This is a genomic window from Sorangium sp. So ce406 (assembly GCF_051474675.1).
Taxonomy (GTDB): Bacteria; Myxococcota_A; Polyangia; order Polyangiales; family Polyangiaceae; genus Sorangium; species Sorangium cellulosum_G.
Genome location: NZ_CP150340.1, coordinates 7,236,879 through 7,251,771, shown reverse-complemented (window position 1 = coordinate 7,251,771; position 14,893 = coordinate 7,236,879). Strand labels below are relative to the sequence as shown.

Sequence of the window (14,893 nt, the reverse complement as noted above, 5' to 3'; positions counted from 1 at the left end):
AGCATGACCAGAAGCGGCAGGCCACGATGACCTTCGGAGAGGTCTATGCGCAGCATTTTCGGTTCGTGTGGCGTTCGCTGCGCCGGCTCGGCGTGCCCGAGAGCGACGCCGCCGATGCGGTCCAGGACGTGTTCCTGGTCGTCCACCGCCGGCTTCCCGAGTTCGAGGGTCGGTCAAAGATCACGACCTGGCTGTACAGCATCTGCTTTCACGTCGCCCGCGACCGGCGCAAGCTCGCGCACATGAGACGGCGCGCCCACGACGACGAGCCGCTGCTCGACTGCGCCGACGACCGCGCCGACGTCGGCGCGCAGGCGGAGCGACGGCAGGCGATCGAGCTGCTCGAGGCCATCCTCGACGAGCTGCCCCTCGAGCAGCGCGCCGTGTTCACGCTGTTCGAGCTCGACGGCATGGGCGGCGAGGAGGTCGCGGAGCTGCTCGACGTCCCGCTGGGGACGGTCTACTCGCGCCTCCGCCTCGCGCGCGACGCGTTCCGCCGCGCGGTGGCGCGCCTGAACGCGCGCGACCAGTTCCGCGTGGGCGGGCCGACGGTCACGAAGTCGCAGCCCGTGCTGAAGGCAGCGGCCGTCGACGCCGGGATCTCGGCCGCGGAGCGCTCGCCGGCCGCGCGGGCACCGGCGTCGAACGTTCTTCCCTTGCCGGGGGTCGAGCGGCAACCCGTCTGGAAGCACGCGGGAGGGGAGCGATGAGCGATCCGATGCGCTGGATCGACGCCGACGGGAGCGCGCTCGAGGTGGAGCGCGAGCTCCTCCGCGCGGCGCCGCCGGTGGACCCGCCCGACGGGGAGCAAGAGCGGGTGTGGGCCGCGATGGCCGCGCAGCTCGGCCTCGCCGCCGGGGCCGCCACGCTCGGCGGGGCTCAGGGCGCCGGGGGAGGCGCGCTCTCGGCCCAGGCGGGCAGCGCGGCGAGCGCGGGCAGCCTTGGGACAGGCGGCGCGGGCCAGGCCGCCGCCGCCGCGTCGGCGGGCAAGGTCGCGGTCGCCGCGCCTGCGGCCAAGGTCGCGGTCGCCGCGTCGGCGGCGGGCAAGGTGGCGGCTGCGGCCGCGGGCGGCGGCGGTCTCGCCGGCGCTGCCGGCGCGGCGGGCGCCGCCGGTGCGGCGGCCGTGGCGGGCACCGCGGGCATCGTGAAGTCGATGCTGCTCGGCGCCGCCTGCGGGGGCCTGTTCCTCGCAGGCTATGCGGTCGCGGTCCCGACGGCCGTCGCGCCGCGGGCGCAGGTCGTCGAGGTCGCGCCGGCCGTCGCGCCGCGGGCCGCCGCGCCGGCGGCGCTGCCGGCGAGCCGGAGGCCGGCGGCGCCCGCCGAGGCGGCGGAGGCCGAGGCGGCGGAGGCCGAGGCGGCAGAGGCCGAGGCGGCGGCGCGGGTCGCGACGCCTGCGCGGGTCGCGACGCCTGCGCGGGTCGCGACGCCTGCGCGGGTCGCGACGCCTGCGCGCGCCGAGGCGGCGGCGCCGGCCGCCATCCCGACCGCGCCCCGCGCGGCCGCGGCGCCTCCGAAGCCGGCAGCACCGCGGCCCGAGCCCGCCGCGAGCCAGCCGCCCGCAATCGAGGCAGAAGTCACAAGGGCCGCACCCGCGCCGGACGCCGCAGACGCCGTCCTCGGCGCGGACGGCGCGTCCACCCCGGCGGCGCTGCGGGAGAGCCGGCTGCGCGAGGAGCTGACGCTCCTCGGCGACGCGCGCGCGGCGCTCCGGCGCGGCGACGCCGCCGGCGCGCTGGTGATCGTCGAGCAAGCGCGGCTCCGCTTCCCTGGCGGCGCGCTCGCGCAGGAGCGTGAGGCGCTCACCATCGAGGCGCTCTGGGACAGCGGCCAGCGCGCCGCAGCCGCGCAGCGCGCATCGGCATTCCTCCTCGCCTACCCCTCGAGCCCCCACGTCTCTCGCCTCCAAGCCTTCACCCGCTAGAGCGGGGCGCTCCCGCTTCGGATACGGGCCCATCTCGGCGTTTTCGGTGCTCGGCGTACTGGAGTACGCCTCCGCGCCGAAAACGCCGATCTGGGCCCGTCTCCTGTGCGGGAGCGCCCCGCTCTGAGGCCGCAGAGGAGGATCCGTGAAGGGGGGGAGCGGGGGAGAGAGAGCGCTGTGTCGACTCGGGGAGCACGGATTTGTTGGGCGGAGGTGCTTTTTGAAATGGGGGGCGGGGGGAGCGCCCCTTCATGCTCGTCAGTGCCGGTGGTCGGCGGGGCCGCTCGGCTCCGCTCAAGGAGAAGCCATCATGCCGAAACTCTCACGGTCCTTGTCGTCCTGTGTCGTCCTGGGCGCCATCGCACTCGCAGGATGTCAGGTGGAGGTGTCGCTCGGCGGGATAGACGCCAGCGCGAGCTCGGGGGGAGGTGGCAGCGGCACCACCACGGGCACGGGCACGGGCACGGGCACGGGCGCAGGAGGCTGGGACGCGCCGCAGTTCACGCCGGACAAGGTCGATCTGCTGTTCGTGGTCGACAACTCCGGGTCGATGTCGGACAAGCAAGAAGTGCTGCGCCTGGCGCTCGCCGACGTCGTCAGCGGCATGACCAACCCGCCTTGCCTCGAGCCGAGCGGACGTCCAGCGAGCGCGCAGCCCGCGAGCGGGTTGAGCCCGTGCCCGATAGGCACCTCGCGCGCGCGCACGCCCGTGAACGACATGCACATCGGCGTCATCAGCAGCAGCCTCGGCGGACATGGGTCGGGCGCCTGCCCTCAGCTGACGTCCGTTTCCAACGACGACAGGGCCCACCTCCTCGCGCGCTCGCATCCGCAGTCGGTGGAGAACGATCTGCCAACCTACCTCGACAGAGGCTTTCTCGTGTGGGACCCGGCCGGGAACCACGGCCCCGCAGGAGACTCCGATCCGGTCGAGCTCGCCACCAAGCTCGGCGCTATCGTGGAAGGGGTCGGGCAGGAGGGGTGCGGCTTCGAGGCGCCGCTGGAGAGCTTCTATCGCTTCCTCGTCGACCCCGAGCCGTACGTCACACTAGAGCTCCAGGGAGATGTCGCCGTGCCCACGGGGATCGACCAGACCGTGCTGCAGCAGCGCAGGGACTTCCTCCGGCCAGACTCGCTGCTGCTCATCGTGATGCTGTCCGACGAGAACGACTGCTCGATCAGGGACGAAGGCAGGAACTACCTCGTCGCCGAGACGAGGAATGGCTTCAGATTGTGGCGGCCGCGGAGCGAGTGCGCCTCCAACCCGAACGACCCGTGCTGCAAGTCCTGCAGCCAGGCCGCGGACGGCTGCCCCGCGGACCCGACCTGCGTGGGCGATGATGGTTTCCCCGCCAGGCTCTCTGCAGCGGAAGATCCGGTGAACCTGCGGTGCTGGGACCACAAGCGCCGCTTCGGATTCGATTTCCTCTATCCGATCGATCGCTATATCGAGGCGCTCACGTCGCCCACCGTGCCGGCGCGGAACGGAGACCTCGTGCCGAACCCGATCTTCGCGGATCTGGACCCCGAGGACGGCAACACGCGGACCCGCGGGCCGCAGCACATCGTCTTCACGGGCATCGTCGGGGTGCCGTGGCAGGACCTCGCGCGCCAGAACGCGGACGGGATCCCCGATCTCATGCACGGCCTCGACGCGGAAGGCAACCCGGTCGGCGGGCTCAAGGACGCCGCCGAGCTCGACGCCCCGGTGCCCGGCGGCTTCAGCAGCACGTGGCAGATCGTCCTCGGCGATCCGGCGAACCACGTGCCGCCCGCGGACCCGTTCATGATCGAGTCGCAGGCCCCCCGCTCGGGCACAAACCCGCTCACCCTCGATCAGCTCGTCCACCCGGACGCCACGGGGTGGAACGCGATCAACGGCCGGGAGTACACGATCCCGCCGGGGGGCACGGGAGACCTCCAGTACGCCTGCATCTTCAACCTCCTCACCGAGCGCTCCTGCGATGGGAGCTCCCAGAGCTGCGACTGCCGCGAGAGCGTGAGCGGGGCGAACGACAGCCCGCTGTGCAAGCCGGAAGGCACCAACGGCCTGGAAGATCCCGGCAACCGGGAGACGACGCAGGAGCGGGCCAAGGCGTATCCGGGCCTCCGCGAGCTGCAGCTCCTCCAGCGCCTCGGGGAGCAGGGCGTCGCGGGATCCATCTGCCCGGCGCAGCTCTCGGACGCCTCGTCGCCCGACTACGGCTACCGGCCGATCATGAACGCGGTGCTCGACCGGCTCTCCTCCGCGCTCTGACCACGGCGAAAGGACGACGCCGCCCGGCCGCAGAGGGCGGCGCGCCGGTCCTCCGGACCTTCGTCGAACGAAGATGATTTTTTGAAATGGAAAGCCGCGCGTGCCTCCCTTCACGCTCTGCCACAGCGAATCTTCCGCGGCGCCTCCCGGCGCCGCTCAAGGAGAGATCATGTCATCGAAGCTCTCGCGACGCCTGCCACCCTGCCTTGTCCTGGGCGCCATCGCGCTCGCAGCATGTCAGGTGGATCTGTCGCTCGGCGGGGCAGACGCGAGCTCGGGCGTCGGGGGCGAAGGCGGGGGCAGCGGCGGGACGGGCGGCCTCGACAGCCCCGTCTCCAGCACCAGCGTCAGCACCACCACGGGCACAGGGGGCTGGGATCCCCCGGAGTTCACGCCGGACAAGGTCGATGTCCTGTTCGTGGTCGACAACTCCGGCTCGATGGCAGACAAGCAAGCGGTCCTGCGCCTCGCCCTCGCCGACTTCGTCTCCGGCATCACCAACCCACCCTGCGTGGACCCGGACGGCTCGGTGCGCGCTCAACCCGGGAGCGGGCTGAGCGCGTGCCCGGAAGGCTCAGCGCGCGTGCATACACCCGTGTACGACATGCACATCGGCGTCATCAGCAGCAGCCTCGGCGGCCACGGGGCGAGCGTGTGCTCGAGGAGCATTTCCCCCTCCAACGCCGACATGGCTCACCTCCTCGCCCGCTCCGATCCGAGCGTGACGGGGAACGATCTGCCGACCTACCAGGACAGGGGATTCCTCGTGTGGGACGCGAACGGGAGCCATGACCCCGTAGGGGACTCCGACCCGATCACGCTCACCACCAAGCTCGGCAACATGGTGCAGGGGGTCGGAGAGGCGGGGTGCGGCTTCGAGGCGCCGCTGGAGAGCTTCTACCGGTTCCTCGTCGACCCCGAGCCGTACCAGACGATGGCCATCGAGACCGAGACCGCGGTGCCGGCAGGGATCGACCATACGGTGCTGCAGCAGCGCAAGGAATTCCTCCGGCCGGACTCGCTCCTGCTCATCGTGATGCTGTCCGACGAGAACGACTGCTCGATCAAGGACGGAGGCAGGAACTACCTCGTCGCCGAGACGAGGAATAACTTCAGGGTGTGGCGGCCGCGGAGCGAGTGCGCCACCAACCCGAACGACCCGTGCTGCAGATCGTGCTCCCAGAATCAGGACGGCTGCCCCGCGGACCCGACCTGCGCGGGCCCGGACGGCAATCCTGCCAGGCTCTCTGCGGACGAAGACCCGGTGAACCTGCGGTGCTGGGACCAGAAGCGCCGCTTCGGGTTCGACTTCCTCTACCCGGTCGAGCGGTACACCGAGGCGCTCACGTCACCCACCGTGCCGGCGCGGAACGGCGACCTCGTGCCGAACCCGATCTTCTCGGATCTGGATCCCGAGGACGACAACACGCGAACTCGAGGGCCGCAGCACGTCCTGTTCACGGGCATCGTCGGGGTGCCGTGGCAGGACCTCGCGCGCCGGAACGCGAACGGGGTCCCCGATCTCGTGGACGGCCGCGACGCGGACGGCAACCCGGTCGGCGGGCTCAAGGACGCCGGCGAGCTCGGCGCCCCGGTGGACGGCGGCTTCAGCAGCACCTGGGAGATCATCCTCGGCGATCCGGCGAACCACGTCGCGCCCAAGGATCCGTTCATGATCGAGTCGCGGGCGCCCCGCGCGGGCACAAACCCGATCACCGGCGATCAGCTCGTCCACCCGGACGCCACGGGGTGGAACGCGATCAACGGTCGCGAGTACACGGTCTCGCCGGGGAGCACGGGAGACCTCCAGTACGCCTGCATGTTCGACCTCCCCAACGAGCGCTCCTGCGAGGGGAACGTCCCGAGCTGCGACTGCCGCGAGAGCGTGACCGGGGTGAACGACAGCCCGTTGTGCAAGCCGGAAGGCACCAACGGCCTGGAAGATCCCGGCGACCGGGATTCGATACAGCAGCGGGCCAAGGCGTACCCGGGCCTCCGTGAGCTGCAGCTCCTCCGGAGCCTCGGGGATCAGGGCGTCGCGGGATCCATCTGCCCGGCGCAGCTCTCGGACGCCTCGCGGCCCGACTACGGCTATCAGCCGGTCATGAGGGCGGTGCTCGACCGGCTCTCCTCGGCGCTCTGACCCCTGCGATCACGGGGACCCTCCGGCGCAGCGAGGCCTCACGCCGTCGCGCCGGTCCTCCGGAACCTCGTCAAACCAACAAGCTCTCTTTTTGAAATGGGAAGCCGCCCGTGCGTCCCTTCATGCCCTGTCACGATCGGTCTTCGGCGGCGCCTCCGGGCCCCGCACAAGGAGGAACCATGTCATTGAAGATGTCACGAACCGTGTTGCCCTTTCTCGTCCTGGGCGCCGCCTCGGTCGCCGGATGTCAGCTCGAGGTCTCGCTCGACGGACTCGACCCCACCACCACCGTCTCGAGCTCGGTCGTCGGCAGCAGCTCCAGCGTCGGCAGCGGCGGCAGCGTCACCAGCGTCGGCAGCGGCGTCTTCGTCGGCAGCAGCACCAGCGTCGGCAGCGTCACCAGCGTCGGGAGCGGCGTCTTCGGCGAGGGCGGCGGCGGCTTCGGCGGTGATGGCGGCAGTGGCGGCCTCGGTGGTGATGGCGGCAGCGGTGGCGGCTGGGATCCGCCGCAGTTCACGCCGGACAAGGTCGATCTCCTGTTCGTGGTCGACAACTCCGGATCGATGGCGGACAAGCAGCAGATGTTGCGGTCGGCGGCCGCCGACCTCGTGTTCGACATCGCCAACCCGCGTTGCGTGGACGGCGCGGGCCACCCGGTGGCGGCGACGGAGCAGCCCGCGAGCGGGCTCGAGCCATGCCCGGAAGGCACCTCGCGCGCCCGCACGCCCGTGAACGACATGCACATCGGCGTGATCAGCACCAGCCTCGGCGGCCACGGGGCGAGCACCTGCGCTCCGACGACGTCCGCTTCCAACACGGACATGGCCCACCTCCTCGCGCGCTCCGATCCGGGGGTGGTGGGGAACGACCTCCCCACCTACCTGGACAAGGGCTTTCTCGTGTGGGACGCGGCCGGGAGCCGCACCCCCGCGGGGGACTCCGACCCGGCCGCGCTCGCCGGCAAGCTCGGCAACATCATTCAAGGGGTCGGGCAGGCGGGGTGCGGCTTCGAGGCGCCGCTGGAGAGCTTCTACCGCTTCCTCGTCGATCCGGAGCCGTACCAGACGATCACCCTGGATGACGACTCCGCCGTGCCCGCCGGGATCGACGTCACGGTTCTGCAGCAACGGAAGGACTTCCTCCGGTCGGACTCGCTCCTGGTCATCGTGATGCTGTCCGACGAGAACGACTGCTCGATCAGGGACGGTGGCAGGAACTACCTGGTCGCCGAGACGAGGAACAACTTCAGGTTGTGGCGGCCGCGGAGCGAGTGCGCCACCAACCCGAACGACCCGTGCTGCAGGTCGTGCGCGCAGAGTCAGGACGGCTGCCCCGCGGACCCGACCTGCACGGGCCCGGACGGCAATCCTGCCAGGCTCTCTGCGGCGGAAGACCCGGTGAACCTGCGGTGCTGGGACCAGAAGCGCCGCTTCGGGTACGACTTCCTCTACCCGATCGAGCGGTACACCGAGGCGCTCACGTCGCCCACCGTGTGGACGCGGAACGGAGACGTCGTGCCGAACCCGATCTTCTCGGATCTGGATCCCGAGGACGGCAACACGCGGACCCGCGGGCCGCAGCACGTCGTGTTCACGGGCATCGTCGGGGTGCCGTGGCAGGACCTCGCGCGCCAGAACGCGAACGGCGTCCCCGATCTCGTGGGCGGCCTCGATGGGGAAGGCAACCCGATCGGCGGGCTCAAGGACGCCGGCGAGCTCGGCGGTCCGGTGTCCGGCGGCTTCGACAGCACCTGGGAGGTCGTCCTCGGCGATCCGGCGAACCACGTCGCGCCCGCGGACCCGTTCATGATCGAGTCGAGGGCGCCCCGAGCGGGTGCGAACCCGATCACCGGTGATGGAATCGTTCAGCCTCATCAGACGGGGTGGAACGCGATCAACGGTCGCGAGTACACGATCCCGTCGGGGAGCAGTGGCGATCTCCAGTACGCCTGCATCTTCGATGTCGAGGAGCGCTCCTGCGAGGGAACCACCGCGAGCTGCGAATGCAGGATGTTTGCAGGCAATGTCATCGACAACCCGGTGTGCATGCCCGAGGGCACGAACGACCCGGCGGAGCCCCTCCCGCGCACGACGACGCAGTACAAGGGCAAGGCGTACCCGGGCCTCCGCGAGCTGCAGCTCCTCCAGAGCCTCGGGACGCAAGCGGTCGCGGGCTCGATCTGCCCGGCGCAGACGGCGGACACCTCATCGCCTGACTACGGCTACTTGCCGGTCATGCGGGCGGTGCTCGACCGGCTCGACGCGGCGCTCTGACGCAGGCGGCGGTCGATCGTCGCGACCTCGTGCGCAGGCGGCGCGCGGAGCGCATGTGCCGCCCCGTCGCACAAGGGGAGAGGTCCTCCGCCCGGGGGGCTGGCTCACCCTGCGGCCAGGCCGTTGGCACAGATGAGACACTGCTGAGACACAGCGAGACATCTCGATCGCGCGGTGAGCGCCTCGGATAGGGCGAATCTCCGCGCGAAATGCGGCGCGTTCCAGCGGCACCGAAGCTGCTGGAAGTGGCACCGAAGCTGCTTGAAGCGGACGCCAGGATGGGAAGTCGTCCCGGAGGACGCCCTGCGGGCGAGCGCAGACCACAGCATTCCTGCTGGCGGTCTGGCGGTCGCCGGGGGCGTTCTCCGCGGCGGCGCCCGCACGCCAGGGTTGTCGCGCGGTCATCGTCTGGAGGCCGCAGCGGGGTTCGGACAGGCACAACGCGGAGGTTCTGATGCGCCACAAGGGACTGGCTTTCTTGCTCATCGTGATCGGACTCGTGGGCTGCGCGAAGGAGGACGACGGCGATACAGGTGAAACGCAGGATCCGCAGGAAACGGAGTCGTGCGGAGGGTTCCTTGGGACGAGCTGTCCAGAGGGCCTGGCGTGCGTGGACGACCCGAGCGACGACTGCGACCCGGCGCACGGCGGGGCCGACTGCCCAGGCGTGTGCGTCGACGAGCCGGCGCCGCAGGTGTGCGGGGGCTTCGCGGGGCTGCCGTGCCCCGACGGGCTGGAGTGCGTGGACGACCCGAGCGACGACTGCGACCCGGCGCACGGCGGCGCGGACTGCATCGGCGTCTGTGTCGAGCCGAAGCCCACCGCGACGATGTGCGGAGGCTTCGCGGGGTTGCCGTGCCCCGACGGTCTGGAGTGCGTGGACGACCCGAGCGACGACTGCGACCCGGAGCACGGCGGCGCGGACTGCGGCGGGATCTGCGTCGAGCCGAAGCCCACGATGTGCGGCGGGATCGCTGGGTTCCCGTGCCCCGAGGGGCTGGAGTGCGTGGACGACCCGGGCGACGACTGCGATCCGAGGCACGGCGGCGCGGACTGCGCCGGCATCTGCGTGGTGGCCGAGCCCGCGCCGACCATGTGCGGCGGCATCGCGTCGATCCCGTGCCCCGAGGGGCTCGTGTGCGTCGACGATCCGCGCGACGACTGCAGCCCGCCGATCGGCGCGGACTGCGGCGGCATCTGCGTGAAGGGCTGAGCCGGCGCCGCTCAGGAGGCGCGCCGTCCCGAGGGACGAGGGCGCGCCCTGCGCGGCGGGCGCTCGAGCCCTGCGCGGCGGGCGCTCAGTACCGGTGCTTCCAGAGCAGATCCAGGGTCGTCCCCGGGTTCTCGCCCGTGGCCATCCCGGCCCGCACCGACCAGTCGCGGCGGAAGCGCCACTCGAGGCTCACCTCGGTGCGGGCCTGAGCGCTGTTGGCGGTGCCGCCGCGCGCCGTCCCCGTCCCCGTTCCTTGCCCCGTCGAGCCTGCCTCGTAGCTCGCGCTCGCGGTCACCCGCTGCCCGAGCTGGTAGCCCACGGTCGTCTTCAGCGCGCCCTGGTCGGTCGTGTCGAGCTGCGTCTCGAAGTTCTGGAGCGGCCCGATGCTCTGGAGGATCATGTTGATCTGCGCGGACGCGAGCCCGGTGCCCACGCCGGCCGCGACCCCGCCGGCGGCGCTGCTGCCGCCGCCGGAGCCGGGCTCCTCGGTGGACGTGCCGCCCGCCAGCGTCCCCTCCGCGTACTGCTTGCCGAGCAGGAGCTCCGCGATGACCTCGTTCTCCGGGCGCGGGGGCTCCGAGCGGAAGGTGATCTTCTCCTCGGTGATCGGGTTCAGCTCGCCCACGTAGTCGATGTAGATGCGGGTCCCCTCCGGCGTGTCGTGGAACGCCTTCACGTTCAGGTACGGGTTCGAGGGATCCCCCTGCAGCGCGACGACGCCCGGCTCGATCTCGAACTCCTTGCCGATCACCTCGAGCTTCCCCGAGACGATGTTCACGTTGCCCTCGATCTTCGTCTCCCCCCCGACCGTGATGCGGAGCGGGTGCGCGCGATCGCCGGCCAGCGAGGCCTGCACCATGTCGCCCTCGATGCCGATCCCGCCCAGGTGGACCTCCATGACGAGCGGCGTGCCGCCCGCGTCCTGCTTCGGCGCGCCGTCCGGCGGCTCGGCCGGCGCGCGCCGCGCCTCGTACTCCGCCTGGCTGAGCGGCGCCGAGGTGACGATGTCCTCGTTCTCGTCGAGCGGCTGGACGCTCCGCCCGATCGTCGGCGGCAGCGTCAGGTTGAGCGTGGGCACGTCGACGCGGACGGCGATCTGATCGTCCCGCTGCTGCGCCGCGAGCACCACCTTGCCGCGCACGTCGCCCATCGGGACGCCCTCCAGCGCGATCGGGAGGTCCCGGCCCTCCGGGATCTCGAGCTCGGCGCGGGCGCTCTTGAAGGCGAACCCTTGCATCTGGAGCGTCGCTCCGCCGCGGACCAGGCCGCTGCCGGCCTCGGCGCGGATGTCCTCGATGCGCAGCTCGCCCGAGGGGCTCGCGGTGACGCGGAACGAGGCGTTCTCGAACGGCTGGCCGATCGTGGCCACGTGGACGAGGCCCTTGGTCAGGCGCATCTGGCCGGTGAAGCCCGCGTGCTCGCCGAGCCCGAGCCGCACGTCGCCGTCGAGGGTGCCGTCGAGCCGGTTCACCGAGCCCTGAACGAACGGCTCCACCGCCGCGAGCCGGAAGCGGTCGACCGACAGCGACACCTCGGCGTTCTGATCGTCCGTGAGCGTCGGGATCGCGTTCGCCTCCCACATCACGGGCGCCTCCGCCTTCGCCTCGAGCCGGCCGCCGTCGCGCGCGACGAGCCGCACGTCGGCCACGGCCGCGGTGCGCCCGCCGTCGCCCGGCGGCGGGATGTCGAGCGACACCTCGGCGGTCTCGTACTGCGCGTCGGGGCCGAGCTTGAGGCCCGGGAACTGGAGGCGCGCCGCGACCTCGGGAGCCGCCCCGAAGAGGCCGCGCACCGTGACCTCGCCGCGCGCCTGGCCGCTGACCTGCATGTCCGCGAGGACAGGGATCTCGGCGAGCGGCAGGTCCGCGATCTTCGCCTCGAGGTTGCCGTCGCTGAAGAGCGGGGCGCCCGGGGCGCCGCCCATGAGGGCGGCGGCGTTCGCGCCGAGCTTCGCCTTCGCGGTCATGTACGTGCGCGGGCCGCGGAACGCGTACGCGTCGAGCGCGGCGTCGCGCCCGTCATAGACGAGCAGCGTGTCGAGCCGGAGCTTGCCGAGCGGCGAGGGGCCGCCCATGCCGCCCACGTTCGCCGCCGTCGCGCGGGCCACGAGCCTGGGCTCGGCGATCGTCCCCGCGAAGTACACGTCGACCCCCGCGGCGCCCGACAGCACCGGGGTCCGCTTCCCGAAGGCGGCCAGCTCGGCGAGATCGTTGAGCTTTCGGCGCGGCACCTGGAAGTGCGCCGCGATCGGCATCCGCGGGAGCGCCGCCGCCGGATCGGCCAGGAGCGCCGGGAGGTCGGCGTCGAACGCGGCCGAGAGCTCCGCCACGAGCCGGTGATCGAACACCGAGAGCGTGACGTGCGCGTCGCCCGACTTCGCGTCGAGGTCGCCGGCGAGCCGCGCGTCGAGCTTCCTCGACACCCACGCAGGCACGCCCGTCTTCTCGTCGAGGGGCCCGGCCGCGCGCAGGCCCTCGGTGCGGATCAAGAGGCTCCGCACCGACGGGAGCCGCTCTCCGGCCTCGCGCACCACCGCGAGGCGCGCGGTGAGCCGGCCCGCGAGCTCGCTCAGGGCGACCGGGACCGGCGACGCCTGGGCCAGGCAACCGAGCTGCCACGCGTCGGCTTCCATCCGCGCTGAGCCCGTGACCGTCTGCCAGGTGCGCTCCGACAGGAGCGAGCCGCGCAGGTTCGCCGCGCTCCCGTCGACGAGGACGCGCGCGATCGCGCCGCGGCACACCGGCGGCGGCGGCGCCTTCGGGCGCTCCGCGAGGTCGCCGAGCGTGGCCGACGGCTTGCCGGGCGTCGCGCCCTGCCGGTGGGCCTCCCGGGACTGCGCGGGCGGGGGCTCGGGCGGGGCAATCAGGCGGACCAGGCCGTCCGCCTTCAGCGCCTCGCCCTCGATGCGCGCGGTCATGTTCATCGAGAGCCGCGGCGCCACGCCCGGCACCGATCCGTCCTCGAGCTCGACCAGCACGTGCCCGGCGCGGCGCTTCCCGCGGCCGCGCATCGACACGTCGAGGTTGGCGAGGCCGCCGACCCCGAGCGGCACGCCGGCGACGTCCGCGATGCGCTGGAGGTCGATCGCCGTGCCGCGGAGCTCGCCCTCGAGCTCGTCCCCGACGAGCGACAGGCTGCCCTGGAGATCTCCCACGCCGTCGCCGCGCAGGGCGAGGTCGCGGACGGCGATCCCGCGGTCCCACGCGACGCGGGCCGCCTGCGCGACCATCTCGTCCTCGCCGCGCGCCACCTCGACGCGGATCCGCCGCGCCTGGCTGCCCGGGATGTCGAGGTCGGCGGAGGCGGCGATGCGGCGCTCCGCGCTGGCCAGCGACACCCGCACGCGCGGCGCGGTGACCGGGCCCGCGGCGCTCGCGGCGACGCTGTCGAACGCGTACTGCTGCGCGCGGAGGTCCGCCCCCCGGAACGCGCCGTCGATCGTGAGCTTGTCGAGGGGACCGGCGGCCTTGGCCCTGATCTCGCCGCGCCCGAGCTGCAGATCGGACCCGACGCGGAGCCCGGCGACGCGCACGGTCGCCCTGGCGTCGAGCGCGTCGTTCTTGAGCGCGCCCTCGACGTGCAGCGCGGCGCTGCCGTGGATGCCGCTCGGGACGTGCTGCACCGCGCTGAGCGACGGGATCTCGCTCCGCGCCTCGAACTGGATCTCGCCCTCCTTCGAGAGGGCGACGCTCGCCTCGATGGGCGCGCCGGGCTCGTGGATCGTCGCGTCCGCCCGCAGCGCGCCGCGCTCGAAGGTCGCGCGCGCCTCGGTCGCCGGCACGCGCTGCCCCACGACGAGGAACGGCTCCGTCTTCGCCTCGGCGACGATGCGCGGCCCGCCCTCCTCGTCGAGGGTGATGTCGCCGCGCGCCTCCGCGCTCACCCGCGCGGCCGGCGCCGCCGCCCCGACGAAGGCGCGAGGGTCGAGCTCGGTGATCCGGACCTCGGCCGTGATGCGCTTCGGATCGAGCGCGTCGAGGCGCGCGCGGGCGGTGATCTCGCCGGTCACGGCGTCGTCGGTGACCAGCGGATCGAGGACCGCGACGCGCGCGGTGACCGAGAGATCCGAGAGCTCCCCGTCGGCGGTGACAAGGACCGAGAGCGGCCGCGCGAGCGGCACGCTGGGGTCGATCGCGAGCGCCGCCTCGGGCGTCACGCGCGCCGACGAGACCCGCGCCGAGAGGCGCTCGTCCTTCAGCGTCCCCTCGGCCGTGATCGGGATCGCGCCGACGCTCCCCTCGACCCGCGCGGTGAGCTCCATCGGCGCGTCCGCGGGGACGCTCACGTTCCCGGCGATGCTGGTCGCCTCGACCGGCACCGGCAGGAGGCGCCGCTCGGTGATGCGCACGCGCTCGATCGCGTACCGGCTCTGGTCCGCGACGACGATCGCGCCGGCGAGGTTCTCGATGGTCGCGTCGATGGGGCTCTCGGGGGCGACCGTGCCGTGGACCGCGGCGTGGTCGAGGATGACGCGCGAGAGCTCGAGGCGGAGCGGCCGCCCGTCCTCGGCGGGCGGCTCCTCCGACGGCTTCGGCGTGAACGCCTGCGCGAGGGTGAGCGCGCCCTGCTCGTCCTGCTCGAGCAGGGCGTCCACGTCGCCGACCCGGACGAGCGGGATGGTGATGGCGAGGTCCCCGTCGCCGAGGAGGAGCTCCTTCACGATCGCGAGCGCGTTGAAGTCGGCGTGGACGCCGCTGACGCGCAGGAGCTCCGTCCCGCTGGGGTGGCGCACGGTGACCGTGGAGACGTCGGCGGTGAAGAGGCCGAGACGGTCGATGTGCGCGATCTCGATCTGCCCCTCCAGGCTGGATCGCAGGATGTCGTTGACGAGCTGCCTTGTGAGGTTGCGCGTCGAGGCGACGTTCAGGTGAACGACCGCGCCCACGGCCGTGGCCGCGACGAACACGCCTCCCAGGCCGATCACGCTGGCCGACACGGCGGCCGCGCGGGCGAGCGCCCGGCGGAAGCGGCCCTGCCGGTGCGGGACGGCTGCGCTGGACACGGGAGGGAGGGTGGGATCTTCGGGCATGGTGATCAGCTAGGGATAGAGGTCAGCATCGCAGCTCCGCGAGACCAGCCAACCAAC

Annotated in this window: 7 protein-coding genes; 6 read left to right on the top strand and 1 reads right to left on the bottom strand. The window is 72.5% G+C overall.

Going from position 1 to position 14,893, the window contains the following annotated elements; genetic code table 11:
- Positions 1-26 precede the first annotated feature (26 nt).
- The 6 genes from WME96_RS26845 to WME96_RS26820 all read left to right on the top strand — a co-directional run bounded on the left by WME96_RS26845 (position 27) and on the right by WME96_RS26820 (position 9,807).
- Complete coding sequence (locus WME96_RS26845; protein WP_437284437.1) at positions 27-710, top strand: RNA polymerase sigma factor; 684 nt, start codon at positions 27-29, stop codon at positions 708-710.
- The gene (locus tag WME96_RS26840; RefSeq protein WP_437284436.1) at positions 707-1,921 is read left to right on the top strand and encodes a hypothetical protein; all 1,215 of its coding nucleotides are present in this window, start codon (positions 707-709) and stop codon (positions 1,919-1,921) included. Before WME96_RS26845 ends, WME96_RS26840 begins: the two co-directional genes overlap by 4 nt.
- Before the next feature lie 310 nt (positions 1,922-2,231).
- Positions 2,232-4,178 (top strand): hypothetical protein, encoded by a 1,947-nt coding sequence (locus WME96_RS26835; protein ID WP_437284435.1) that lies wholly within the window; start codon positions 2,232-2,234, stop codon positions 4,176-4,178.
- A 169-nt stretch (positions 4,179-4,347) separates the two neighbouring features.
- Positions 4,348-6,321, top strand: coding sequence for a hypothetical protein (locus tag WME96_RS26830; RefSeq protein WP_437284434.1), 1,974 nt, complete (start codon positions 4,348-4,350; stop codon positions 6,319-6,321).
- Positions 6,322-6,500: 179 nt separating this feature from the next.
- Entirely contained in the window at positions 6,501-8,594 is a 2,094-nt protein-coding gene (locus WME96_RS26825) for a hypothetical protein (protein WP_437284433.1), read from the top strand.
- A 454-nt stretch (positions 8,595-9,048) separates the two neighbouring features.
- Positions 9,049-9,807 carry a hypothetical protein gene (locus tag WME96_RS26820; RefSeq protein WP_437284432.1) on the top strand — a complete coding sequence of 253 codons (759 nt, stop codon included), beginning with the start codon at positions 9,049-9,051 and terminating at the stop codon, positions 9,805-9,807.
- Between the two features lie 85 nt (positions 9,808-9,892).
- Here the strand turns inward: WME96_RS26820 and WME96_RS26815 are convergent, their stop codons facing one another.
- Positions 9,893-14,836 (bottom strand): translocation/assembly module TamB domain-containing protein, encoded by a 4,944-nt coding sequence (locus tag WME96_RS26815; protein ID WP_437284431.1) that lies wholly within the window; start codon positions 14,834-14,836, stop codon positions 9,893-9,895.
- Positions 14,837-14,893: the final 57 nt, after the last annotated feature.

Excerpts from the sequence above, each read along its gene's own strand:
- WME96_RS26845 (WP_437284437.1), top strand. The coding sequence starts at position 27 with ATGACCTTCGGAGAGGTCTATGCGCAGCATTTTCGGTTCGTGTGGCGT.
- WME96_RS26840 (WP_437284436.1), top strand. The coding sequence starts at position 707 with ATGAGCGATCCGATGCGCTGGATCGACGCCGACGGGAGCGCGCTCGAG.
- WME96_RS26835 (WP_437284435.1), top strand. The coding sequence starts at position 2,232 with ATGCCGAAACTCTCACGGTCCTTGTCGTCCTGTGTCGTCCTGGGCGCC.
- WME96_RS26830 (WP_437284434.1), top strand. The coding sequence starts at position 4,348 with ATGTCATCGAAGCTCTCGCGACGCCTGCCACCCTGCCTTGTCCTGGGC.
- WME96_RS26825 (WP_437284433.1), top strand. The coding sequence starts at position 6,501 with ATGTCATTGAAGATGTCACGAACCGTGTTGCCCTTTCTCGTCCTGGGC.
- WME96_RS26820 (WP_437284432.1), top strand. The coding sequence starts at position 9,049 with ATGCGCCACAAGGGACTGGCTTTCTTGCTCATCGTGATCGGACTCGTG.
- WME96_RS26815 (WP_437284431.1), bottom strand. The coding sequence starts at position 14,836 with ATGCCCGAAGATCCCACCCTCCCTCCCGTGTCCAGCGCAGCCGTCCCG.